The organism is Rhizobium herbae (assembly GCF_019511375.1).
In the GTDB taxonomy this organism is placed as follows: Bacteria; Pseudomonadota; Alphaproteobacteria; order Rhizobiales; family Rhizobiaceae; genus Pararhizobium; species Pararhizobium herbae_A.
The window spans coordinates 1,289,649-1,311,555 of sequence record NZ_JAEUAO010000001.1 but is presented as its reverse complement, the minus strand read 5'-3'; the positions used below and the strand labels follow the sequence as shown (position 1 = coordinate 1,311,555).

General features: G+C 62.8%; 18 protein-coding genes. 14 read left to right on the top strand and 4 right to left on the bottom strand.

The genetic code is table 11. From position 1 onward, the window contains the following. Positions 1-3 precede the first annotated feature (3 nt). The 6 genes from JNB71_RS06355 to JNB71_RS06330 all read left to right on the top strand — a co-directional run bounded on the left by JNB71_RS06355 (position 4) and on the right by JNB71_RS06330 (position 5,206). The gene (locus JNB71_RS06355) at positions 4-1,041 is read left to right on the top strand and encodes an ABC transporter ATP-binding protein (RefSeq protein ID WP_112858492.1); all 1,038 of its coding nucleotides are present in this window, start codon (positions 4-6) and stop codon (positions 1,039-1,041) included. Beyond that, positions 1,038-1,892: an ABC transporter permease gene (locus tag JNB71_RS06350; RefSeq protein WP_220370940.1), complete on the top strand. Its 855-nt coding sequence runs from the start codon at positions 1,038-1,040 to the stop codon at positions 1,890-1,892. The genes JNB71_RS06355 and JNB71_RS06350 overlap by 4 nt, the downstream gene beginning before the upstream one ends. Then, a complete protein-coding gene (locus JNB71_RS06345) occupies positions 1,889-2,689 on the top strand; it encodes an ABC transporter permease (protein ID WP_220370939.1) in 801 nt (266 codons plus the stop codon). Before JNB71_RS06350 ends, JNB71_RS06345 begins: the two co-directional genes overlap by 4 nt. Further along, the gene (locus tag JNB71_RS06340) at positions 2,686-3,468 is read left to right on the top strand and encodes a carbon-nitrogen hydrolase family protein (RefSeq protein WP_220370938.1); all 783 of its coding nucleotides are present in this window, start codon (positions 2,686-2,688) and stop codon (positions 3,466-3,468) included. The genes JNB71_RS06345 and JNB71_RS06340 overlap by 4 nt, the downstream gene beginning before the upstream one ends. Positions 3,469-3,602: 134 nt before the next feature. Next, entirely contained in the window at positions 3,603-4,556 is a 954-nt protein-coding gene (locus JNB71_RS06335) for a ring-cleaving dioxygenase (RefSeq protein ID WP_220370937.1), read from the top strand. 92 nt (positions 4,557-4,648) lie between these two features. Further along, positions 4,649-5,206 (top strand): NADPH-dependent FMN reductase, encoded by a 558-nt coding sequence (locus JNB71_RS06330; RefSeq protein ID WP_220370936.1) that lies wholly within the window; start codon positions 4,649-4,651, stop codon positions 5,204-5,206. Between the two features lie 203 nt (positions 5,207-5,409). Here JNB71_RS06330 and JNB71_RS06325 read toward each other — a convergent pair whose 3' ends face one another. Continuing rightward, positions 5,410-6,966 carry a VOC family protein gene (locus tag JNB71_RS06325; protein WP_220370935.1) on the bottom strand — a complete coding sequence of 519 codons (1,557 nt, stop codon included), beginning with the start codon at positions 6,964-6,966 and terminating at the stop codon, positions 5,410-5,412. Positions 6,967-7,083: 117 nt separating this feature from the next. Beyond that, complete coding sequence (locus tag JNB71_RS06320) at positions 7,084-7,947, bottom strand: SDR family NAD(P)-dependent oxidoreductase (RefSeq protein ID WP_220370934.1); 864 nt, start codon at positions 7,945-7,947, stop codon at positions 7,084-7,086. A gap of 176 nt (positions 7,948-8,123) precedes the next feature. Here JNB71_RS06320 and JNB71_RS06315 point away from each other — a divergent pair, with 176 nt between their 5' ends. From JNB71_RS06315 to JNB71_RS06295, 5 genes are all read left to right on the top strand, one after another. Then, positions 8,124-8,879, top strand: coding sequence for a Crp/Fnr family transcriptional regulator (locus JNB71_RS06315; RefSeq protein WP_220370933.1), 756 nt, complete (start codon positions 8,124-8,126; stop codon positions 8,877-8,879). Positions 8,880-9,059: 180 nt separating this feature from the next. After that, the gene (locus JNB71_RS06310) at positions 9,060-9,419 is read left to right on the top strand and encodes a response regulator (protein WP_220370932.1); all 360 of its coding nucleotides are present in this window, start codon (positions 9,060-9,062) and stop codon (positions 9,417-9,419) included. A gap of 310 nt (positions 9,420-9,729) precedes the next feature. Then, entirely contained in the window at positions 9,730-10,776 is a 1,047-nt protein-coding gene (locus JNB71_RS06305; protein WP_223215753.1) for an efflux RND transporter periplasmic adaptor subunit, read from the top strand. After that, positions 10,773-11,852, top strand: coding sequence for an efflux RND transporter periplasmic adaptor subunit (locus JNB71_RS06300; RefSeq protein ID WP_220370930.1), 1,080 nt, complete (start codon positions 10,773-10,775; stop codon positions 11,850-11,852). The genes JNB71_RS06305 and JNB71_RS06300 overlap by 4 nt, the downstream gene beginning before the upstream one ends. Next, positions 11,849-14,953 (top strand): efflux RND transporter permease subunit, encoded by a 3,105-nt coding sequence (locus JNB71_RS06295; RefSeq protein WP_220370929.1) that lies wholly within the window; start codon positions 11,849-11,851, stop codon positions 14,951-14,953. Before JNB71_RS06300 ends, JNB71_RS06295 begins: the two co-directional genes overlap by 4 nt. Positions 14,954-15,181: 228 nt before the next feature. Here JNB71_RS06295 and JNB71_RS06290 read toward each other — a convergent pair whose 3' ends face one another. Both JNB71_RS06290 and cysQ read right to left on the bottom strand, forming a co-directional pair. Next, positions 15,182-16,213, bottom strand: coding sequence for a DUF2793 domain-containing protein (locus JNB71_RS06290; protein WP_220370928.1), 1,032 nt, complete (start codon positions 16,211-16,213; stop codon positions 15,182-15,184). Between the two features lie 163 nt (positions 16,214-16,376). After that, positions 16,377-17,153: a 3'(2'),5'-bisphosphate nucleotidase CysQ gene (gene cysQ, locus JNB71_RS06285; protein WP_220370927.1), complete on the bottom strand. Its 777-nt coding sequence runs from the start codon at positions 17,151-17,153 to the stop codon at positions 16,377-16,379. A 259-nt stretch (positions 17,154-17,412) separates the two neighbouring features. Between cysQ and JNB71_RS06280 the strand changes: the two genes are divergently transcribed. From JNB71_RS06280 to JNB71_RS06270, 3 genes are read left to right on the top strand one after another with little or no spacing between them, the layout of a single operon-like run. Continuing rightward, positions 17,413-18,663 (top strand): sarcosine oxidase subunit beta family protein, encoded by a 1,251-nt coding sequence (locus tag JNB71_RS06280; protein ID WP_220371167.1) that lies wholly within the window; start codon positions 17,413-17,415, stop codon positions 18,661-18,663. A gap of 7 nt (positions 18,664-18,670) precedes the next feature. Then, on the top strand, positions 18,671-18,949 hold the full coding sequence (locus tag JNB71_RS06275) for a sarcosine oxidase subunit delta (RefSeq protein ID WP_220370926.1): 279 nt from the start codon (positions 18,671-18,673) through the stop codon (positions 18,947-18,949). Next, positions 18,946-21,903 carry a sarcosine oxidase subunit alpha family protein gene (locus JNB71_RS06270; protein ID WP_220370925.1) on the top strand — a complete coding sequence of 986 codons (2,958 nt, stop codon included), beginning with the start codon at positions 18,946-18,948 and terminating at the stop codon, positions 21,901-21,903. Before JNB71_RS06275 ends, JNB71_RS06270 begins: the two co-directional genes overlap by 4 nt. Positions 21,904-21,907: the final 4 nt, after the last annotated feature.

Below are 21,907 nucleotides of genomic sequence, written 5' to 3'. Positions count from 1 at the left end.
ACAATGTCAGGCCTCGCCCTCAACAACGTCACCAAGGAATTCGGGACCTTCACTGCGGTCAACAATGTCGATCTGACGGTGCCGCACGGCACGTTCGTCTGCATGCTCGGACCGTCCGGCTGCGGCAAGACCACGCTGCTGAGGATGATCGCCGGTCTCGACCTGCCGACCGGCGGCGCAATCCGGCTCGACGGCGACGACATTACCCGCGTCCCGACGCACAAGCGCAATCTCGGCATGGTGTTCCAGTCGCTGGCGCTGTTTCCGCATCTGACGGTCGGCGAGAATATCGCCTATCCCTTGCGCATCCGCAGCGCGCCGAAGGAAGACCAGAAAAAGCGCGTTGATGAACTGCTCTCGATGATCCATCTCGCCGGCTATGCGGACCGGCCGGTATCGAAACTCTCCGGCGGCCAGCGCCAACGCGTGGCGATCGCGCGCGCTCTTTCGATCTCGCCGAAACTCTTCCTGCTTGACGAACCGCTCTCGGCGCTCGATGCCAAGCTGCGCGAGGCAATGCAGGTCGAACTGCGCCAGCTCCAGCAGAAACTCGGCATCACCACCATCGTCGTGACGCACGACCAGCGCGAGGCGATGACAATGGCCGATACAGTCGTGGTGATGAACCGTGGAGAGATCCGTCAGGCGGCATCTCCGATCGAAATCTACCGTCGCCCCGCCGACACCTTCGTCGCCGACTTCATCGGCTCCACCAACCTGCTCGAGGCGGAAACCGACAGCGCCGGCCGGGTCACCGTGCTCGGTCAGCCGGTTGCCGGCATTTCCCTTGGCCCGAATATCAGCAAGGCGACGCTGTCTGTCCGGCCCGAAGACGTGCATCTGACGGCGCCGGGCGACGGCGCGCTGTCCGGCACGGTGACCTTCGTGCGCGATCTCGGCGGCACGATCGAAACTTTCGTCGATGTTGCCGGCCGGCAGATCATCGCGGTCTCGACGCCGCGGGCGCGGCCCGATGTTTCCGTCGGCCAGCCGGTTGGCGTGGTGCTGTTGCCCGACGTTTGCGTGGTGCTTGCCAAATGAGACGCGAAACGCCGCAACGCCTGGCCGACTACGGGCCGCTGTTCTTCCCGGCGATGATGCTCGTCGTCTTCTTCGTCGTGCCCTTTGCGACGATGATCGCCGTCTCGTTTTTCCAGCGCCAGCAGGGCGGCTTCTATGTGCCGGCCTTCGAACTTTCGAACTACCAGCGATTCATCAGCCTGTTCTTCGCCAACGTGCTCGGCTTCTCGCTGATGCTGGCGATCGCGGTGGCGATCTGCTGCGTCGTGCTCGCCATCCCCTTTACCTACCTTCTGACCCGCATGGCGAGAAAAGTGCAGATCATCTGGCTGGTGGCGCTGCTGTCTGTGCTGTCGCTGTCGGAAGTCATCATCGGCTTTGCCTGGTCGACACTGTTTTCACGCACCGCCGGGATCACTAATCTGCTGGTCATGGCGGGGCTCATGAGCGAGGCGAAGGCGCTTTTGCCGAGCTTCGGCGCAGTCCTGACCGGCATGGTCTATCAGGCCTTCCCCTATACGGTGCTGGTGCTTTATCCGGCACTGGTGCGGCTCGATCCGACGCTGACGGAAGCGGCTCGCACGCTTGGCGCTTCGCCCATCAAGGCCTTCTTCACCGTCGTCGTGCCGGCGTTGCGCAACACTATCACCGCGACGCTGATCATGGTCTTCATCTTCGCGCTCGGTTCCTATCTCCTGCCGCAACTTCTCGGCCGTCCGCAGCACTGGACACTGTCGGTGCTGATCACCGATCAGGCGATCTACCAGTCCAACATGCCGTTTGCGGCCGCGATGGCGGTGTTCCTGGTGCTGGTGACGCTCGGACTGGTGGCGCTGACGGTGATGGCCGGACGCAAGGGAGAAGCAGCATGACCAGTGCGCTCAGCAAAGTCTATTTCTTCCTGATCGGCCTGTTCATGGCGCTGCCGATGATCGTCGTGGCCGGCGTGTCGGTAAACGCGAAGCAGACGCTGGCCTTTCCACCCAAGGGCTTTTCGCCCTCCTGGTACGGGGAAATCTTCCTCAATCCCGAATGGCGCAACGCATTGCTTGCTTCGCTGACGCTCGCCATCCTGTCGGCGGCTCTGGCGGTGGCGATCGCCCTGCCGCTTGCCTGGTTCCTGTGGCGACGGATCGCTCCCTGGGCGAACATCTTCCAGTTGCTCGGCGTGGCGCCCTTCACGCTGCCACCGGTCATCACGGCACTCGGGCTGCTCACCTTCTGGGCGACCACCGGCTTTTACGGCCAGCCATGGACCGCCGTCGTCAGCCATGCGATCTTCTTCGTCACTTTGCCGCTGGTGACCCTGTCGCTTGGCTTCACGGCGATTGACCGGTCGTTGGTCGAGGCGGCCGCCACAATGGGGGCCGATGACAAGACGATCTTTCGAACGGTGGTCCTGCCGCTGATCCTGCCCTATATCGTCTCTGGTTATGCCTTCGCCTTTGTGCTGTCGCTCAACGAGTATATCGTCGCCTATATGACCGTGGGTTTCATCATGGAAACACTGCCGATCAAGATCTTCAACGCGCTCCGCTACGGTTACACGCCGACCATGGCTTCGGTGACGATCCTGTTCGTGGCAACGGCGGCCGTCATCTTCTCCCTCGTCGCGCGGTTCGGCGATTTGCCGAAGCTGCTCGGCGCCATGTCATCGGACGACACATGATTACGCTCGCCGCCCTGCAGATGAGATCGGAAAGCGGCGATGTCGCCGCCAATCTGGCACGCATCGGCGAGGCGGCGAGGGATGCTGCCGGCAAGGGCGCAAGCCTGCTGGTCACGCCGGAGCTCGGGCTGACGGGCTATGGCGCCGGTCACATCATCCGCGATCTGGCAGAGCCTGCGAATGGACCTTTGGTGCAGAGGCTACAGGCGATTTCAGTGGAGACCGGGGTGGCGGTGATCGCCGGTTTTGCCGAGAGGGCGGGTCCTGAAGTCTTCAACAGCGCCGTTTATGTCGACGGCGCGGCAGAACCCGTCGTCTACCGCAAATCCCATCTCTACGGCGACTACGAGCGGGCGCTGTTTGCCGCCGCCGCGCCGAGCGCGGTGTTGTTCACCCATCGTGGCGTCAAGTGTGGCATGCTGATCTGTTATGACGTGGAGTTTCCGGAAAACGTCCGGCGGCTCGCTCTGGCGGGCGCGGACGCGGTGCTGGTGCCGACGGCGCTGCCGGCCGGTTACTCGGGCACCTTCATTGCCGATCACATGATCCAGACCCGTGCTTTCGAGAACCAGGTTTTCGTCGCCTATGTCAATCATTGCGGCGCTGACGAGCGCTTCACCTTCGCAGGTTCCTCGCGCATCGCCGCGCCCGATGGCAGCCTGCTTGCAGGCGCCGCATCCCATGGGGAGACGCTGATGATCGTGACCGTCGATCCAGTCTCTTTCGATGTTTCGAGAAGCGAAAATACCTATCTGAGCGATTTGCAGCGCCAGGCGTGATCGTCCCCACGCAACGGGGATGCTGCAGGGCCGCCGCGCCTGGTCATTGAACGTTGTGTTCGGGCTGTGCCCCTTTATTAAACAGGTGAAGCGACCGATATTCGCTCAAGACCTTTCCGATGGAGGAGGCAGCCATGAGCTTGCAACTGACGGGAATTCATCATCTGACGGCGATTACCGCGAACGCGCCTGAAAACTTGCGTTTCTATACGCAGACGCTCGGCATGCGCCTGGTCAAGAAGACGGTCAATCAGGACGACACCAGTGCCTACCATCTCTTCTACGCCGACGGACAGGCGACGCCGGGGACGGACCTGACCTTCTTCGACTGGCCGGTCCAGCCGGAAGGCCGTGGCACCCACAGCATCTCGCGCACCGGCCTGCGTGTTGGCAGCCGCGACTCGCTCGCCTGGTGGAAGAGCCGCTTCGACCAGCTCAAGGTCAAATCCGAGGCGGTGACCGAAATCGACGGCCGCGCGTCGCTCGACTTCGAGGACGGCGAGGGGCAGCGGTTGCGGTTGATAGACGACGGCGGGCTGGCGCCCTCTCACCCATGGGACAGGAGCCCGGTTCCGGCCGAGCATCAGATCAGAGGCCTAGGTCCCATCACCATGAGCGTGCCGGATCTCGCCACTACGGCGGCGGTGCTGGAAGAGGTGATGAACATGACCAGAGCCCGTCAGTATCCGTCACCGGACGGCATCGGCGACGTGCACGTGTTCTCGATGGGCAAGGGCGGTCCGGCGGCAGAACTGCATGTCGCGGTCCAGCCGGGGTTGCCGGCTGCCCGGCAGGGCGCCGGCGCCGTCCACCACGTCGCCTTCCGCGCTCCGGACGTGGCGACGCTGCATGAATGGACCGAACGGCTGCAGACCTTCCGCCTGCCGTCGAGCGGCGAGGTCGAACGCTATTATTTTCGCTCGCTCTATTTCCGCGAGCCGAACGGCATCCTGTTTGAGATCGCAACCGATGGCCCCGGCTTTGCGGTGGACGAACCGATGGAGACGCTGGGTGAAGGGCTGTCGCTACCACCATTCCTGGAACACAAACGCAGCCAGATCGAAGCGAGGCTGAAGCCGCTGGTCTAGCAGAATAGGCCGGGAGCGTCGTTTTAACGGCAATTCGGTCTGTACTTTTTCGCTTTTCTGGCCATCTTTTGCGAAAACCATGGATGGAATCGATGATAAAACTGATCGGCATTTCCGGGAGCCTGAGAAAGGCATCGTTCAACAAATCCCTCTTGAACGCGGCGATCCCGCTGGCGCCTGAGGGCGTGACGTTCACGACGGGAACCATCGAGGGCATCCCGCTCTACAATGCCGATGTCGAAAAGGAAGGGGTGCCGGCGCCGGTGCAGCTTCTCAAAGACCAGATCGCGGCGGCCGACGGCGTCATTCTCTTCACGCCGGAATACAACAACTCCATACCCGGCGTTTTCAAGAACGCCATCGACTGGGTGAGTTCCTCGATGACCGGCGCGCCGAACGTCTTTGCCGGCCGCGCCTTCGCGCTTGCCGGCACGTCGCCCAACATATTCGGCACCGTGCTCAGCCAGAACGCCTGGCTGCCTGTCCTGCGCACGCTGGGCGCCGACCTCTGGTCCGGCAAGCGGCTGATGCTGCCGAAAGCGGGCTCGCTGTTCGACAAGGACGGCAGCCTTGTCGACGAAGACGCCAAGGCAAGGCTGAAGGCCTTTGTCGAGGCCTTCGCCGCCTATGTCGCCCGCAAGACGGCCTGAGATGTAGCTGCGGATTCGACAAGGCTTTTCCGTGCGGGACGGCGCCGGAAATACCCCCCTCTGCCCTGCCGGGCATCTCCCCCTCAAGGGGGGAGATTGGCGTGGCGCCGGGCTCTTGCTCCCGATCTCCCCCCCTTGAGGGGGAGATGTCACGAAGTGACAGAGGGAGGTATTTCCGGCGCTGCGTCGTGCTGTGGTTGCCGTCAAACGAGGATTTTGCCCAGCCATTGGCGAACGGCCTTTGCGTCCATGTCGCCGATCTCGTGTCCGGCCTTCAGCGTGACGGTCTCAAGCGTCGCGCCGGCCTTGCGCAATATCGCCTGAAGCGGCGGGGCATAGCGGGAATAGGCGTCTGTTGCCCCTGTCACCGTCAGGATATTGGTGCCGGAAAGATCGGCGTCCGGCACCGTTTCCAGCGGGTTCATCATGCGCAGCAGCGCGGCATTCCCGATCAGGCCCGGATGAAGCAGCATGGTCGCGATCAGCATGTTTGCACCGTTCGAATAGCCGATGAAAACCATCCTTTCGCGGTCGATGCCGTAGGCCGCAACGGCCCCATCGATCATCGCGGCAAACGCTTCGACTTCGGAGACGATATCCTTCTGGTCGAAACTGAAGGGCGTGATCCGCCGAAAAAACCGTGGGAAACCCTCTTCGGTGCTACGGCCCCTCAGACTGAGGAGCAGGGAATTCGGGGCGATCTGCCGGCCGAGTGGCAAGAGGCTCGTCTCGTTGGCGCCACTGCCATGCAAGAGCACGAGGGTGCGCCCGTCCGGATGTTCCGGCTGGTGCAGGCGGTGGATGAAAGGCAGGTCTCGCTGGGCGAAACGCTCCTCGCCGGGTAGCGCGAATTGAGGCAGGACGACGAGGTTGGACTCCAGATTTCCGCCGAAATGTTGCGGAACGAACAGGCGTGTTCCGAGCGAGGCCACATCCTCGTCGACCGTCATGCCGGGCGCGTCGGTTGCGAATTCGAACAGCGTGCCGGCCGGTTCGCGCACATAGAGCGAAAAGAAATATTTGCGGTCGTGGGCCGAGATCGTCCCGGCGTCCTCGGCCGCCAGCCGTTTACGCAGATCGTCGACGGCTGGCTTGTCGGCAGCCCGGAAGGCGATGTGGTCGATCGTGCCCGTCCCGGGGGCGGCGGTCCAGAATCCGCTGGCATCGCGCACGTCGATGATATCCCCGGTGGCCGAGCCGAGGCGGCGGATGGTCTCGGTCCTTGCCGTTTCGGCATAGCCGAAATGCCGGCCGATAAAGGCCGCCGTCCCCTCCGGTTTGTCGGTCAGGATCGTTGCGCCGCGCAGCCGCCGGATTGCGTCCTGCGGCGGAATCTCCGGCGTGGCGCAGGGTGTGCCGGTGGCAAGGGCCGCAGTGCCGACGAGCTTGACGATGACGCCGTCGGGATCCTTCAGCCGGATGACGGGCTCATCGAACTCCTGGGTCGGACCGGTTGTGGAGATATTGTATCGCAGCGCCCGGGTTAGCCAGAAGCCGATGCTTTCCGGCGCAATGGCAAAGGCGATCTCGCTCGGCTGGCCATGACCGACGCGGCCCGGCGCCCCGTCTTCCCAGACGAGGAACGTCACCAGCGATCCCGGCGATCCGATGGCATCGCCATAGAACAGGTGAAGCTGCATCGCGTCTTCAAAACCCGCTGTCCGTTTGACCAGACGCAGGCCGAGAAAACCGGCATAGAAATCAACATTCGCTTGTACCTTGCGGGTGATCAGCGTGATGTGGTGGATACCGCTCGTCATGTCATGAAACCTGTTGATGTGACCGCAGGAAAGCAGCAAAAGCCGGACGGCGCCAGCCCGGCCCGCATGAACACAGCGTCTACCGGGCGAAGGCGGAAAGGCCCGCGACCGCTGCCCTTAGCAGATTTTCGGACGATCTTTCGTCAGAAACGCCTTGAAGGCGTCGGCATAGTCGGGATGCCAGCGCGACAGGGGCGGGCGGTTCTCGATGATATCGCCGGCGGCCCAGAGGATGCGTTTCTCGTCGGTGGCGCGCTCGACGTCATTGTCCGGGCAAAGAATGTAGAAGTCATCGTTTTCAAGGCTTTGCATCATGAAATCGACCGTTTCCTGCGGCGTCCAGGCGCCCTCGGGCTTTTCCGTCCGGCCCTGGGCGGTAAGCGCCGTGTAGACGAACCCTGGAATCAGCAGGTGTGCCGTGATCCTGCAGCCGGGCGTGTTGCGCAATTCGTGCTGCAGTGCTTCGGTGAAGGCTTTGACGCCGGCCTTCGTCACATTGTAGGCGGGGTCTCCGGGTGGGGTGGTGATGCCCTGCTTGGAACCGGTATTGATGATAAGGCCGGTCTGGCCGTGGGCGATCATGCCGGGCGCAAAGATGCGTGAACCGTTGACGACGCCCCACAGATTGACGGCCAAGACCTTTTCCCACGCCTCCTGCGCGCCGAACATCGCGCTACCCGGAATGCCGGCATTGTTCATCAACACGTGAACGCGGCCGAACCGGGCAACGACGTCGCGCTCCAGCGCCTGCAGCGATTCGATCGACGCCACATCCGTGGGAATGGCTGCCACGCTGTCCGGGCCATGCGGGGAGAGCGCCGCCGTCTCGCGCGCCGCCATGTCCAGCCGTTCGCCCGGTAGATCGGCGAGCACGACGTTCATTCCCAGGCCAGCGAAGCGCCTGGCGGCGGCAAGGCCGATGCCTGACGCGGCTCCGGTCACAACGGCGACATGGTTGCTGGCAAAGGCTGGATGGTTCATTGCGGTTCCGTCCCATTCTGAAGGGTATGATCTCGAAGCGAAAACTAGGCTTGCCGGGGGCAGAAGTCCACCGGCGCCTTGCAAACAGCCCTTGCCGGGAAAACGTTAGCCTCTAATCTTCATTGTAAATCAAAGCCCTGTTTCCAGGAGCGATTTCACTTCGCCGAGGACACCCGATGGCCCGTTTCAAAGCCCGCAACAGCAAACAGACGCCCTGCGAGCAGTGTCCTTTGCGGGCCCTCGAACATTTCCGCGAATTCGCGCCAGACGAACTCGCGTTCGTTTCCAATTTCAAGACGGGTGAACTGGCGGTCGATGCGGGAACGACGATCCTGGCGGAGGGCTCGCACAGTGCCCATCTCTTTACGGTGCTTTCCGGATGGGGCTTTCGTTACAAGATGCTGGACGATGGTCGACGGCAGATATTGAATTACATGATGCCGGGCGACCTGATCGGCCTTCAAGGCAGCCTGATAGGCGAGATGCAACATTCGATCGAAGCGCTTTCGCCCGTGATCCTGTGTGTCTTCGAGCGTGACAAGCTCGGCACGCTGTTTCGCAACTACCCCGATCTCGCCTATGACTTGACCTGGATTGCGGCACAGGAAGAGCGCATCCTCGATGAAAACCTGCTCAGCATCGGTCGCCGTTCAGCACTGGAAAGGGCGGCCTATCTGCTTGCCTTCCTCTATCAGCGCGCCAGGGCGGTTCATCTTTTCAAAGGCGCGCGCGTGTCAATTCCAATCACCCAGCAGCATGTCGCCGATACGCTCGGGCTTTCGATCGTGCACACCAACAAGACGCTGAAAAAATTGGGGGAACGGAAGCTGATCCGCTGGGCTGATCGCGGCTGCGATATTCTCGACGACAAAGGCCTGATGAAGATTTCGGGCTGGGAAGGGCATCCGGAAAGGAAGCGCCCCTTTATCTGACTGCAAAAGAGCGCCCGTCCACCGTAATCGCCGAGATGGACCGGCCGTTCGATCGTCAACATGTCTTATTTAAATGCCGCCGCCCCGTTCTTGTTCTAACTGGAAAGGTTGCGGCCGCGTTTACAGGTGAGCGGCCGGAGGCAGGGACCGATATCGGTGGCATTTACGGAAGTCCAAGTTTTGACGAAGCGTGTGTTGGTGCTGGAAGACAATTTGCTCATCGCCATGGAGGCGGAGGAAATTTTGAAATCGCTGGGCGTCGAGCACGTCGAGATTGCCACCGACCTCACGCAGGCCGCGGCACTCATCGAACAGCAGACCTTCGATTTCGTCTTTCTCGACGTCAAGCTTGGTTCCCAGACGAGCTTCGATTTCGCCGGCGTGCTGATCGCGCGCGGCGTTGCCTTCGGCTTCGTCAGTGGCTATGGCGAGGACGCAAGTTTTCCTGCGGCTTTGCGTGACATTCCCCGCATCGGCAAGCCGTTCAGTGACCGGTCGCTCGGCAGCCTTCTCGGCCTTGGGGTGAACAGTCGATCATGAGTTTCCTGCCGTCGGAACGGGTCAGGGACGTCCTGTTCTTTGGTCCCGGCCAAGAGGGCAATCCGGTCTTTCCCGCCCTTTATAAGAAATTCTCATAAATTCGCAGACCAAGTCTGCTTGGTGACCACGAGGGGCGATTCTTCTCGCGTGAAAATTGCGTCCTGTCCGTGCGGGTGGCTTGTCATGTTCTCTGACCTTCTATATTGAGGGGCCACAATAAATGGTTCAGCGCGATTTTCGGAGCGAGCAGCCGCAGATGAACGGAAAACAACATTACGGCCCGGTCAGGTGGTTGGGGGCGACTGCCGTTATGCTGATTCTCACCTCCTGCCAGGGCGAGACGCAGCAACCGGAGAAGGAAAAGGCGGCGGTGCGGGTGCAAAGCGCCGACGTTGTAGACTATCAGCATAGGGTGATGCTCACTGGCGAGGTCGTCGCCCATGTCCAGACCAATCTTTCGTTCCGCGTCAGCGGTCAGGTAACGGAGTGGTATGCGGATGTGGGATCGCACGTGACGGTCGGAGACGTTCTGGCGCGCATCGACCCGAGGGTGCAGCAGGCGGATGTCAGATCGTCGGAGGCCGCAGTCCGTTCGGCGGAAGCGCAGGTGAGGCAGGCAACGTCCGCCTTCGAACGTCAAAAATCCCTGCTTGCGAAAAATTCCACGACACAGGAAGCCTTCGATCAGGCGCAAACGGCCTTGCGGACTGCCGAGGCATCGCTCGATTCCGCGAAGGCGCAACTCGGCACGTCGCAGGATGCCCTGTCCTATACCGAGCTTCGGGCCGACGCCGACGGCATCGTCACCGTGCGCAACGCCGAAGCGGGCCAGGTGGTTCAGGCCGCACAAACCATGTTCAGCGTTGCGAGGGACGGCCCGCGCGATGCGATCTTCAACGTCTACGAATCGCTGCTCTTCGAAAGGCCCGCGGAGCCGCCCAAGATCGGCCTGGCGTTGGTCAGCGACCCCTTGGTCAAGGCCGAAGGCGTGGTCAGTGAGATCTCGCCGACGATCGATGCGGCGATGGGCACGGTGCGCGTTAAGGTATCGATGGACCGCACGCCCGACCGCATGACGCTGGGCGCGCCGGTCACCGGTTTTGCCAGTTCCCGGCCAATGAAACTGGTTATCCTGCCCTGGACCAGCCTTTCCGAACTGGATGGCAGGCCTGCCGTCTGGGTGGTGGATGAAAAGAACAGCACCGTCGATCTGAAGCCGGTGACGGTGGCGACGTACGAGAAGGGCCGCGTGCTCATTTCCGATGGCATCGCCAAGGGCGAAACCGTGGTGGTCGATGGTGCAAAGATGTTGCGTCCCGGCGAGGCTGTCGACGTCATCAAGGAGCAGGCGGAATGAACCGGATATCGCTGGCGCTGGTTTTCGCGCCTATGACGCTACTGATGCTCACGGGTTGCCAGAAGGGCGAGGAGCAGGCATCTCCGGCGATACGTCCGGTGCTTTCGCAAATCGTCACCCCCACGCGGCTGCCCGGTTCCACTTTCGCAGGCACCGTGCAGCCGAAGGTTCAGACTGCTTTCGGTCCCCGCACGACCGGTCTTCTTGTGGCCCGCGACGTCGATACCGGCGATGTGGTCCGCCGCGGTCAATTGTTGGCGACGCTCGATCCTACCGCGCTCCAGCTTGCGGTCGGGTCGGCCCGCGCAGATCTCGCCAATGCCCAAGCCACGCTCGCCAATGCCGTTTCCGTCGAGCGCCGCGCCAAGGCACTCTTCAAGGTTGGTACGGAAACGCAGGCGGCAGTGGAAAACACCGAGCAGGCGAGGACGGCCGCTGAAGCTTCGGTCGTGCAGGCCCAGGCCGCCTTGGCGAAAGCCAAAGAGCAGCTTTCCTATACGCAAGTCACGGCTGCATTCGACGGCGTCGTGACGCAGACCGGGGCAGAGGTCGGGCAGGTCGTCGCCGCCGGCGCCGCCGTTGTGACGGTGGCCCGGCCAGATGAGCGCGACGCCGTGGTGGATGTCCCGGATGGGAATGCGCTGTTGCCGGTGGGCACACCGTTTTCGGTGACCCTGCAGATCAATCCTGCCATGGCGGTGAGCGGCAAGGTGCGCGAGATCGCGCCGGCCGCAGATGCCGCCACGCGAACGCGCCGCATCAAGATAGCTCTTGAAAACCCGCCGGAGAGTTTCCGGCTCGGAACGACGATCACCGCTTCCCTGAAGGAAGCCGCCGTCGAGCAGATGGTTCTGCCGGCGACCGCTATCCTTCTGCGCGACGGCAAATCCTTTGTCTGGGTGGTCGACGAGGGTGACGGAACCGTCAAGAGCCGCGAAGTGATCACCGGGCCTGCGCTCGGAAGCGGGATCGTCGTTACCGCCGGCATCGACGCCGGGATGCGTGTCGTGACAGCCGGAGTGCACAGTCTTGGGGAAGGGCAGAAAGTGAAATTCGAAAACAAGGCGCGGTCATGAAGAAGTTCAACCTTTCCGACTGGGCACTCGATCATGCATCGATGGTCTGGTATTTCATGATCGTCTTCGGCCTGCTCGGCTTTTTTTCCTATCTGAGCCTCGGCCGCGAGGAAGACCCGTCCTTCACCATCAAGACCATGACGATTTCGGCCCAATGGCCGGGCGCTTCGGTCGAGGAGACCACGCGGCAGGTCACCGAGCGCATCGAGCGCAAGCTCGAAGAGCTGGAATCCCTCGATTACACCCGCAGCATCACCACTTCGGGCCAGACGCTCGTCTTCGTCAACCTGAAGCAGTCGACGAAGGCCCGCGATGTCGCCTCGATCTGGGTGACCGTGCGCAACATGATCCGCGATATCAGCGGCCAGTTTCCCTCCGGCGTCGTGGGGCCATCGTTCAATGACCGGTTCGGCGATGTGTTCGGCAATATCTATGCCTTCACCGCCGATGGCCTGTCGCAGAGGCAATTGCGCGACTATGTCGAGGACGCCCGCCGGCAGATCCTGACCGTTCCGAACATCGGCAAGGTCGATATCATTGGCGCGCAGGACGAGGTGATCTATCTTGAGTTCTCGGCGCGCCAGCTCGCCGCGCTCGGCATCGACCAGAACGCGGTCGTCGCCACGCTGCAGGCGCAGAACGCCATCGCGCCCTCGGGCGTCGTGCAGGCCGAGGGAGAGCGCATCAGCCTGCGCGTCAGCGGCCAGTTTACCTCGGAAGAAAGCCTGCGCGCGGTCAACCTGCAGGTGAACGAGCGCTTCTTCCGGCTGAGCGACATAGCCACGATCACCCGCGGATATACCGATCCGCCCTCGGCACTGTTTCGTTTCAACGGACAGCCCGCGATCGGTCTTGCCATCGGCATGAAGCAGGGCGCCAACCTCCTGGACTTCGGTGCCCATGTCGAGGAGCAGATCAAGGCGGTGGAAGCCGAGTTGCCGGTCGGTGTCGGCGTGCATCTCGTCTCCGACCAGCCGCTGATCGTCGAAGAGGCCGTTTCGGGGTTCACCCGCGGATTGGCGGAAGCGGTGATCATCGTGCTTGCCGTCAGCTTTGTCAGCCTCGGCATGCGCGCCGGCTTCGTCGTCGCCCTGTCTATCCCGCTGACGCTTGCCATCACCTTCGTCGTCATGTCCTATTTCGGTATTTCGCTGCAGCGCATTTCGCTCGGCGCGCTGATCATCGCGCTCGGCCTTCTCGTCGACGACGCGATGATCGCGGTGGAAATGATGGTGGCACGGCTGGAGGCGGGCGATACGCTGCGCAAGGCAGCGACGTTTGTCTATACCTCGACCGCCTTTCCGATGCTGACGGGCACGCTCGTCACCGTCGCGAGCTTCATTCCGGTCGGCCTCAACGACAGCGCCGCCGGCGAATTCACCTTCACGCTGTTCGTCGTCATCGCCGTTTCGCTGCTGGTCTCGTGGATCGTTGCCGTGGTGTTTGCGCCGTTGCTCGGCGTCACCATCCTGCCGAAGACCATGAAGCTGCATCACGGCAAGAAAGGTCGCCTGGGGCGGATGTTCGCCGCCGTTCTCCTCCTGTGCATGCGCTGGCGCTGGACCACCATCGTCGCCACCGTGATCGTTTTTGCGGCGTCCGTCTTCGGCATGGGCCACGTTCAGCAACAGTTCTTCCCGTCGTCCGACCGGCTTGAGCTGATCGTCGACTGGTCGCTGCCGCAAAACGCATCGATCACCGAGACCGACGCGCAGATGGCGAAGTTCGAAAAGGACAAGCTCGTCGGCAATCCCGATATCGAACGCTGGTCCACCTATGTTGGCCAGGGCGCGGTACGCTTCGTCTTGTCCTTCGACGTCCAGCCGCCGGATACGTCCTTCGGCCAGACGATCATCGTGACCAAGAGCCTGGAAGTGCGCGACAAGGTCCGCGCCGACCTGCAGAAATACCTGAAGCAAACCTTTATCGGTACGGATGCCTACGTGAAGCTGCTCGACATCGGCCCGCCCGTCGGCCGTCCGGTGCAATACCGCGTCAGCGGACCGGACATCGGCGAAGTGCGCAAGCATGCGCTCGAACTCGGCAGCGTTCTCGGGCGCCATCCGCTGCTCGGCGACATCGTCTATGACTGGAACGAGCCAGGCCGCGTAATCAAGGTCGATGTTCTGCAGGACAAGGCCCGCCAGCTCGGCGTCACGTCGCAGGATATCTCCTCGGCGCTGAACGGCATCGTCGGCGGTACGACCGTCACGCAGGTTCGTGACGATATCTATCTGATCAACGTCGTTGCCCGTGCCAAGGCGTCGGAGCGGCAATCGATCGAGACCTTGCGTGATCTTCAGCTGCCGGGCGCAAGCGGCACCTCCGTACCGCTCGCCGCGGTCGCGAACTTCCGATACGAAATGGAGCAGCCGGTGGTCTGGCGGCGTTCGCGCATGCCGACGCTGACCGTCAAGGCGGGCATCAACGGCCCGACGCAGCCGGCGACGATCGTCGCGCAGCTGCAAAAGGACGTCGCCGCCTACGCCGAAAAGCTGCCGCCTGGATACAAGGTGACACTCGGCGGCAGCGTCGAGGAAAGCGCCAAGAGCCAGGCGCCGATTGCGGCGGTCGTGCCATTAATGCTGTTCGTCATGGCGACGATCCTGATGATCCAGCTTCAGAGCTTCTCGCGATTGTTCCTTGTCTTTGCGGTGGCGCCGCTGGCGCTGATCGGGGTGGTCGCGGCGCTTTTGTCGAGCAATTCGCCGATGGGCTTCGTCGCCATTCTCGGCATCCTGGCGCTGATCGGCATCCTGATACGCAACTCCGTCATCCTGGTCGTGCAGATCGAGGATCTGCGCAAGGAGGGGATGGCGCCCTGGCAGGCCGTGCGGGAGGCGACCGAACACCGCATGCGGCCGATCATGCTCACCGCCGCGGCAGCCAGCCTGGCGCTGATCCCGATCGCGCGCGAAATCTTCTGGGGTCCGATGGCCTACGCCATGATGGGCGGCATCATCGTCGGCACGGTGCTCACGCTGCTCTTCCTGCCGGCGCTCTATCTCGCCTGGTTCCGTATCAAGCCGCCGAAAGAAGTGGGCGAGGAGACGGAGGCGACGGCCGACGCGCCGGTTTCCGGGGAGGCGGTGCCGGTCTAGGAGGTATCGTCCCTCTTTCGGGATGCCTGTTGAGACTGATCCATAACTCTCCTCACCCCCCTCTGCCCTGCCGGGCATCTCCCCTTCAAGGGGGAGATTGGCGAGGAACTGGCCTCTGCTTCGATCTCCCCCCTTGAGGGGGAGATGTCACGAAGTGACAGAGGGGGTGTTGCCGATGCTGTCGTCTACTGTGACTCGGAGAAAAACAACCCTGCCTGTGGCCCGCTTTCACAGCATGACCACCGTCAGCTCCGTTTTGTCAAAGCCGAAATCGAGCGGCGTGGTTCCCGTGTGTTCGAGTACCAGCCAGTCCCCGGCATTCAGATGCGCCATTCCGATCGCGCAATTGCCGTAGGACGCGGAGGCCGCGTCGTTGTCGTTGATGCTGGCGATCGTCGTCGTCCCATTGACCTTTACGGCAACCGAAAACGCTCCGGCGGGATTGGCTTCGACGCCGAGGGCGACGAGGTAAGGGGCGTTCAAGGGAACGATCAGCCGGTTGCCGCCGCCGGCGACCGTGGCGCCAAGGGTGAAGCCGCCCTGGTTGACGATCAGGGTAGAGAACCCGGTCTGCGAGCCGGATGCGGGCGTCAGCACGCCGCCGCCGCGGGTGGCGCGTACCAACGGCCGCTGCGGCATGCGCACCTGGCCCTGTCCGGTAATATCGAGTGCAGGCGTCCAGCTGGTGCCGTCGGGGCTGACCTTGATGGCGAATTCATCCGTGCCGGCAAGGCCCATTTCCGCCCGGCCCGACCAGCCGCTCTGGAACAACAGGCTTGCGGTGTCGCCGGCTACCGCCTTGTTCACCTTCACCTGGTGACCATTGCCGTCATGGGTCAGCAGCGTGGCGGCGGCCGAGACGGCAAGCCGGTTGGTGTTGTCGGCGGTGGTGTTGATGCCGAGATAAGACGGTGTGCCGATGGCGTCATGGATGGCCCAGGTGGTGCCGTTGTGGATCTTCAATTTGTCCTCGGCGAGGAACCAGCCGCGCCAGCCCTCTTTCGGGCTGATGAAGATCCAGTCGCCGTCCTGGCGGAAGGCGAGTTTGCCGCTCTTGCCGGTCCATGCGCCGGTGGATGACGCGGCGATATCGTAGCAAGTTCCTTCCTGTGGATCGGAAGGCGGGGTTGGCAAGCTCGCGGTCACCGTCAGCTGGGCGACGGCGTCGAGCCGCTGCAGTGCTTCATTGTGGGTGACGTGCTTTTGTGCCTGGGAGGGCAGGATATAGGGCAGTTCGAGATTGGCGGTGGTCTCGCTCATCGGGCGGTTCTCCTTTGTCGTCAGGAGAAGGGTATCTGTTCACGGCAAAGCGGGGACGGATGCTCCAATGTTGCGTTGGCCGCAAAGGGGAATTTCGCCCGACTGTTCCCGCTGCCGCCTCACAGCGACGAGACGCGCGGTGCGCGCCTTGCGAAAACTCAGGTCATTTTTTTCCCCGCGAAACGAAGTGCGGGTTGGCGAAGTCCACGTCGAAGGCCTGATTGCGCTTTCCGTAGGACAGGGGATTGCCGTCCATGGTGAGTGTTTCGCCGCCGGCCGCCCGCAAAACGGCGTCGCCGGCGGCGGTGTCCCATTCCATCGTCCGGCTGAGGCGTGGATAGATGTCGGCCAGACCTTCGGCGAGAAGACAGAATTTCAGCGACGAGCCGATGGACTCGTAATCGGTGATGCCGTGCTCGGCGAGGTAGGCGATGGTTTCCTCGCTGTTGTGCGACCGGCTGGCCAGCGCGACGAGGCGGTCGCCGCGGCTGCGGCAGCCGATGATCGTCGGCGGGCCGATTTCGCGTTGGCCGGAGACGACGGCCTTCTCCGCCTTGTTGCGGCTGGCGGCGTAGAGGATGCCGAGCGCGGGCGCGTAGACGACGCCGGCGACAGGCTCGCCGTTTTCGACCAAGGCGATGTTGACGGTGAAATCGTCGTTGCGGCCGACGAATTCCTTGGTGCCGTCGAGCGGATCAACGAGAAAGAAGGGCTTGCCCTCGATATCGGGAACGTACCCGGCCGATACGGCTTCCTCGGCGACGACAGGGATGTCCGGAAAGGCCGCTGCCAGCCGATCGAGGATGATCCTTTCCGCGCTCTCGTCGGCATCGGTGACGGGGGAGGAGTCGGCCTTGTAGCTGACATCCGGGCCGGCATGATAGACGTCGAGGATTGCCTTCCCCGCTGCCACGGCCGCTTCTTCCAGTATGTCCAGCATTTGCTTCCCGCGCCCCTGATGAATTTCTCCGGAAACCGCCGATGATGTTGTCCGGAACGACGAGTATACATCCACGTTCCTTACCGGTCTTTTCAAGATTTGTTCGTCGAATTTTTCCGACTGTGCCGGATTTGGCACTGTGTCGCGGGTTCGCTTCGGCTAGAGATTCGACAGCATGGCGTGGGCCGAGGCGGCCTTTGCACAGGTCGCAGCCCGTGCAGATGCGGCGCGGCAGCATGATGGGGAAAATGGGACTGGCATGCGCTATTCGGCATTATCGATCGTCAGGAACGCGCTTTCGGGCAACCTCAACTGGAAGCGGGCCTGGCGCCAGCCGGAGCCGAAACCCTTCTATGACGTGATCATCGTCGGCGGCGGTGGCCACGGGCTGGCGACGGCCTACTATCTTGCGAAGGAATTCGGCCTCAAGAACATCGCGGTGCTGGAAAAGGGCTATCTCGGTTCGGGTAATGTCGGCCGCAACACGACGATCGTGCGCTCCAACTACATGCTGCCCGCAAACGAGCCGTTCTACGAATTCTCGATGAAGCTCTGGGAAGGCCTGGAGCAGGATCTCAACTACAACGCCATGCTCTCTCAGCGCGGCGTCATCAATCTCTACCACAATGACAGTCAGCGCGACGCCTATATCCGCCGCGGCAATGCCATGTGGATGGAGGGCGTTGCAGCCGAGCTGCTCGACCGGGCCGCGCTGAAGAAGATGCTCCCCTTCCTCAATTTCGACCATGCGCGCTTCCCGATCCTAGGCGGGCTGCTGCAGAAGCGCGGCGGCACGGCGCGGCACGACGCTGTCGCCTGGGGTTACGCCCGCGCCGCCGATCGCCTCGGCGTCGACCTCATCCAGAATTGCGAGGTCACCGGCATTCGCCGCGAAAACGGTCTCGTGACAGGGGTCGAGACATCGAAGGGCTTCATCGGCTGTGGCAGGCTGGGCCTTGCGGCGGCAGGCAACACCTCACGCGTCGGTCAGATGGCCGACCTGAAACTGCCGATCGAAAGTCATGTGCTGCAGGCCTTCGTCACTGAAGGGCTGAAGCCGGCGATCAACCATGTCATCACCTACGGCGCCGGGCATTTCTACATCTCCCAGTCAGACAAGGGCGGCCTCGTGTTCGGCGGCGAGATCGACGGGTACAATTCCTATGCCCAGCGCGGCAATCTGGCGACGGTCGAACATGTGATGGAGGAGGGGGTGTCGATGATCCCCGGCCTGTCGCGCGTGCGCGTCCTGCGCTCCTGGGGCGGCGTCATGGATATGAGCATGGACGGCTCGCCAATCATCAGCCATACGCCAATCGCCAATCTCTACCTGAACTGCGGCTGGTGTTACGGCGGCTTCAAGGCGACGCCGGCCTCGGGATGGTGTTTCGCCCATCTCATCGCCAAGGACGAGACCCATCCCGTCGCCCGTTTCCTGCGTCTCGATCGCTTCCAGCGCGGCTATGCCATCGATGAACGCGGCGCCGGCCCGCAACCCAATCTGCATTGAGACCCGCATGGCAAGCCTCATTCATTGTCCGCACTGCGGCATACGGCCCAGACAGGAATTTTCGATCCGCGGCGACGCGTCGGTGACGCGCCCGGCCCCCGAGGCCTCCGACGAGGCCTGGCATGATTACGTTCATCTGCGTTCCAACCCGCGGGGCCGCCATCAGGAGCACTGGCACCATGTTGCCGGCTGCCGGCGATGGCTCGTCGTCGAGCGCGATACCTTTACCCATGACGTCTTTTCGGTAACGGATGGCGCAGCCGTGGCGCGGGAGGGTGGCCGATGACCGCCTATCGCCTTGCATCCGGCGGCGTCATCGACCGCAGCAACACGTTGGGCTTCAAGTTCGACGGCCGGGCCATGAAGGGATATGCAGGCGATACGCTGGCCTCGGCCCTGCTTGCCAATGATCAGCTTCTGGTCGGCCGCAGCTTCAAGTATCACCGGCCGCGCGGCATCGTCACGGCTGGCCCTTCCGAGCCGAATGCGCTGGTTGCGATCGGCAAGGGGGCAGCCACCGACCCGAATACCAGGGCAACGGTCGCCGAGCTTTGCGCGGGGCTCGACGCCCGCAGCCAGAACCGCTGGCCGTCGCTGAAATACGACATCGGCGCCCTCAACGGTCTTCTGTCGCCATTCCTGTCGGCGGGTTTCTACTACAAGACCTTCATGTGGCCGGCTGCCTTCTGGGAGAAGGTCTACGAGCCTCTCATTCGCCGCGCCGCAGGTCTCGGCCGGGCCGTGCTGGAACACGATCCGCACAGCTACGAGAAGTGCTGGGCCCATTGCGACCTGCTCGTCGTCGGCGCCGGACCGACGGGTCTGATGGCGGCGTTGACTGCCGGCCGCGCCGGGCTGCGGGTCATTCTGGCGGACGAAGATTTCCGGCTCGGCGGTTCGCTGCTGGCCGAGACGACACGCATCGACGACCGCCCTGCGGTGGATTTCGCCGAGGCATGCCTTGCCGAGCTTCGCGCTTTGCCGAATATCACGATCATGCCGCGCACGACCGTCTTCGGCTGGTATGATGACAATGTCTTCGGTGCGCTGGAGCGGGTGCAGAAGCATGTGGTCGCGCCACAGGCGAAGCTGCCGGTGGAGCGGCTCTGGCGTATCGTCGCCAAGCGCGCGCTGCTCGCGACGGGCGCGGAGGAACGGCCGCTGGTGTTCGGCGGCAACGATCGGCCGGGCGTGATGATGTCAGGTGCCATGCGCACCTATGCCAACCGGTTCGGCGTTGCGGCGGGCAGGTCGGTGGCGATCTTCACCAACGGCAGTGCGGGTTACAGGACAGCCAGCGACCTTGCCGCTCATGGCATCGAGGTGGCGGCCATCATCGACAGTCGCGAAGCGCCGCACGACGCTGCACCAGCGGGCGTGCGGGTCATCCAGTCCGCGTCGGTCATCGACACGCGCGGGCGCCAGCGCATCCGCGGCCTTGTCGTTGAACGCGCGGGCTTCGAGGAAACGATTGCCTGCGACGCGATCGGCATGTCCGGCGGCTGGAACCCGGTCATTCATCTCGCCTGCCAGCGTGGCGCGAAACCGGTCTGGTCGCCGGAACTGAACACGTTTCTTGCGCCTGACATTGGCAAGGGGCTGGTCGTCGCCGGCTCTGCCGCCGGCCGATACAGCCTTGGCGGTTGTCTTCAGGACGGCGCGGAACGGGCTGCAAGGATCGCGGCTGATCTCGGTTTTCCATCCGCTGGCAATCCGTTGCCCGCGGTGGGCGAGGAAGTCGATCCCTCCTTCACGGCATTGTGGTACGCCCCGGGCGCCAGGGCGAAAGCCTTTGTCGATTTCCAGAATGACGTCGATGTCAAGGATCTCGGTCTGGCTCTCAGGGAAGGTTTCGGCCATGTCGAGCATGCCAAGCGCTACACCACTGCCGGCATGGCAACGGATCAGGGCAAGCTGTCGGCTGTCAACACCACCGGCCTTCTGGCGAGCATGCAGGGTATCAGCCCCGGAGACGTCGGAACCATCACCTTCCGTCCCTTCTATACGCCGGTCGCAATCGGTGCCCTTGCCGGAACAGCGCGTGACGAGCGTGCCGTGCCGGTGCGCAAGTCGCCTCTGTATGGCTGGGCGGAAAAGAACGGTGCGACCTTTGTCGATTCCGGCCTGTGGTATCGGCCGGCCTATTTCGCCCGGCACGGCGAGAAAACATGGCGGGACAGCACCGATCGCGAGGTTGTCAACGTGCGCCAGCATGTCGGGCTCTGCGATGTTTCGACGCTCGGCAAGATCGAGATTTTCGGGCCGGACGCCGCCGAGTTCCTCAACCGGCTCTATTGCAATCCATTCCTCAAGCTGCCGGTTGGCAAGGCGCGCTACGGCTTGATGCTGCGCGAGGACGCAATGGTCTATGACGATGGCACCACCAGCCGGCTTTCGCCGCAGCACTTCGTCATGACCACCACCACGGCGCTCGCCGGCGGGGTTATGTCCCATATGGAATATTGCGCGCAGGTGCTCTGGCCGGAGCTCAAGGTTCGTTTTAGCTCCTCGACCGATCAGTGGGCGCAGATGGCGATTGCCGGTCCGAAATCCCGCCTTGTCGTCCAGGCGCTGGTCGAGGATGATGTCTCGGATAAGGCCTTTCCATTCCTTTCTGCCGGCGTCGTGACGCTGAAGGGCGGGCTTAACGCGCGGCTGTTCCGCATCTCCTTTTCCGGGGAACTGGCCTACGAGCTTGCGGTGCCCGCGGGCTTGGGTGAAGCCGTCGCCGATGCGATCATGGCAGAGGGCAGCGCGCATGGCATCTGCGCCTATGGGCTGGAGGCCATGAACGTGCTGCGCATCGAGAAAGGTCATGCCACCCATGCCGAATTCGACGGCCGCGTGACGCCGGACGATGCCGGTTTCGGACGGATGGTATCGGCGCAAAAAAACGATTTCATCGGCAAGCGGCTTTCGACGCGCTACGGACTGACGGCGGCAGACCGCATGCAGATGGTCGGGCTGAAACCCGTCGAGACGGACCAGCATATCCGCGCCGGTGCGCACCTGCTGCGCGAGGGCGCCAAGGCGTCGACCTTGAACGACCAGGGCTATGTCAGTTCCGCCTGCCACTCCCCGACGCTCGGTCATGACATCGCGCTCGCCTTCCTCAAATCGGGCCGCGAACGCTATGGCGAACGTGTCGTCGTCTGGGACAAGCTTGGCGGCAGCGAGACAGTGGCGGAGATCTGTCACCCGGTCTTCGTCGATCCCGGCAATACGCGGTTGAGGGTGTGAGCGG

Coding starts and splice junctions, on each gene's coding strand:
- JNB71_RS06345 (WP_220370939.1), top strand. CDS start 1,889: ATGACCAGTGCGCTCAGCAAAGTCTATTTCTTCCTGATCGGCCTGTTC.
- JNB71_RS06295 (WP_220370929.1), top strand. CDS start 11,849: ATGAAGAAGTTCAACCTTTCCGACTGGGCACTCGATCATGCATCGATG.
- JNB71_RS06325 (WP_220370935.1), bottom strand. CDS start 6,966: ATGACGAGCGGTATCCACCACATCACGCTGATCACCCGCAAGGTACAA.
- JNB71_RS06300 (WP_220370930.1), top strand. CDS start 10,773: ATGAACCGGATATCGCTGGCGCTGGTTTTCGCGCCTATGACGCTACTG.
- JNB71_RS06355 (WP_112858492.1), top strand. CDS start 4: ATGTCAGGCCTCGCCCTCAACAACGTCACCAAGGAATTCGGGACCTTC.
- JNB71_RS06340 (WP_220370938.1), top strand. CDS start 2,686: ATGATTACGCTCGCCGCCCTGCAGATGAGATCGGAAAGCGGCGATGTC.
- JNB71_RS06280 (WP_220371167.1), top strand. CDS start 17,413: ATGCGCTATTCGGCATTATCGATCGTCAGGAACGCGCTTTCGGGCAAC.
- JNB71_RS06275 (WP_220370926.1), top strand. CDS start 18,671: ATGGCAAGCCTCATTCATTGTCCGCACTGCGGCATACGGCCCAGACAG.
- JNB71_RS06350 (WP_220370940.1), top strand. CDS start 1,038: ATGAGACGCGAAACGCCGCAACGCCTGGCCGACTACGGGCCGCTGTTC.
- JNB71_RS06320 (WP_220370934.1), bottom strand. CDS start 7,947: ATGAACCATCCAGCCTTTGCCAGCAACCATGTCGCCGTTGTGACCGGA.
- JNB71_RS06335 (WP_220370937.1), top strand. CDS start 3,603: ATGAGCTTGCAACTGACGGGAATTCATCATCTGACGGCGATTACCGCG.
- JNB71_RS06270 (WP_220370925.1), top strand. CDS start 18,946: ATGACCGCCTATCGCCTTGCATCCGGCGGCGTCATCGACCGCAGCAAC.
- cysQ (WP_220370927.1), bottom strand. CDS start 17,153: ATGCTGGACATACTGGAAGAAGCGGCCGTGGCAGCGGGGAAGGCAATC.
- JNB71_RS06290 (WP_220370928.1), bottom strand. CDS start 16,213: ATGAGCGAGACCACCGCCAATCTCGAACTGCCCTATATCCTGCCCTCC.
- JNB71_RS06330 (WP_220370936.1), top strand. CDS start 4,649: ATGATAAAACTGATCGGCATTTCCGGGAGCCTGAGAAAGGCATCGTTC.
- JNB71_RS06315 (WP_220370933.1), top strand. CDS start 8,124: ATGGCCCGTTTCAAAGCCCGCAACAGCAAACAGACGCCCTGCGAGCAG.
- JNB71_RS06305 (WP_223215753.1), top strand. CDS start 9,730: ATGCTGATTCTCACCTCCTGCCAGGGCGAGACGCAGCAACCGGAGAAG.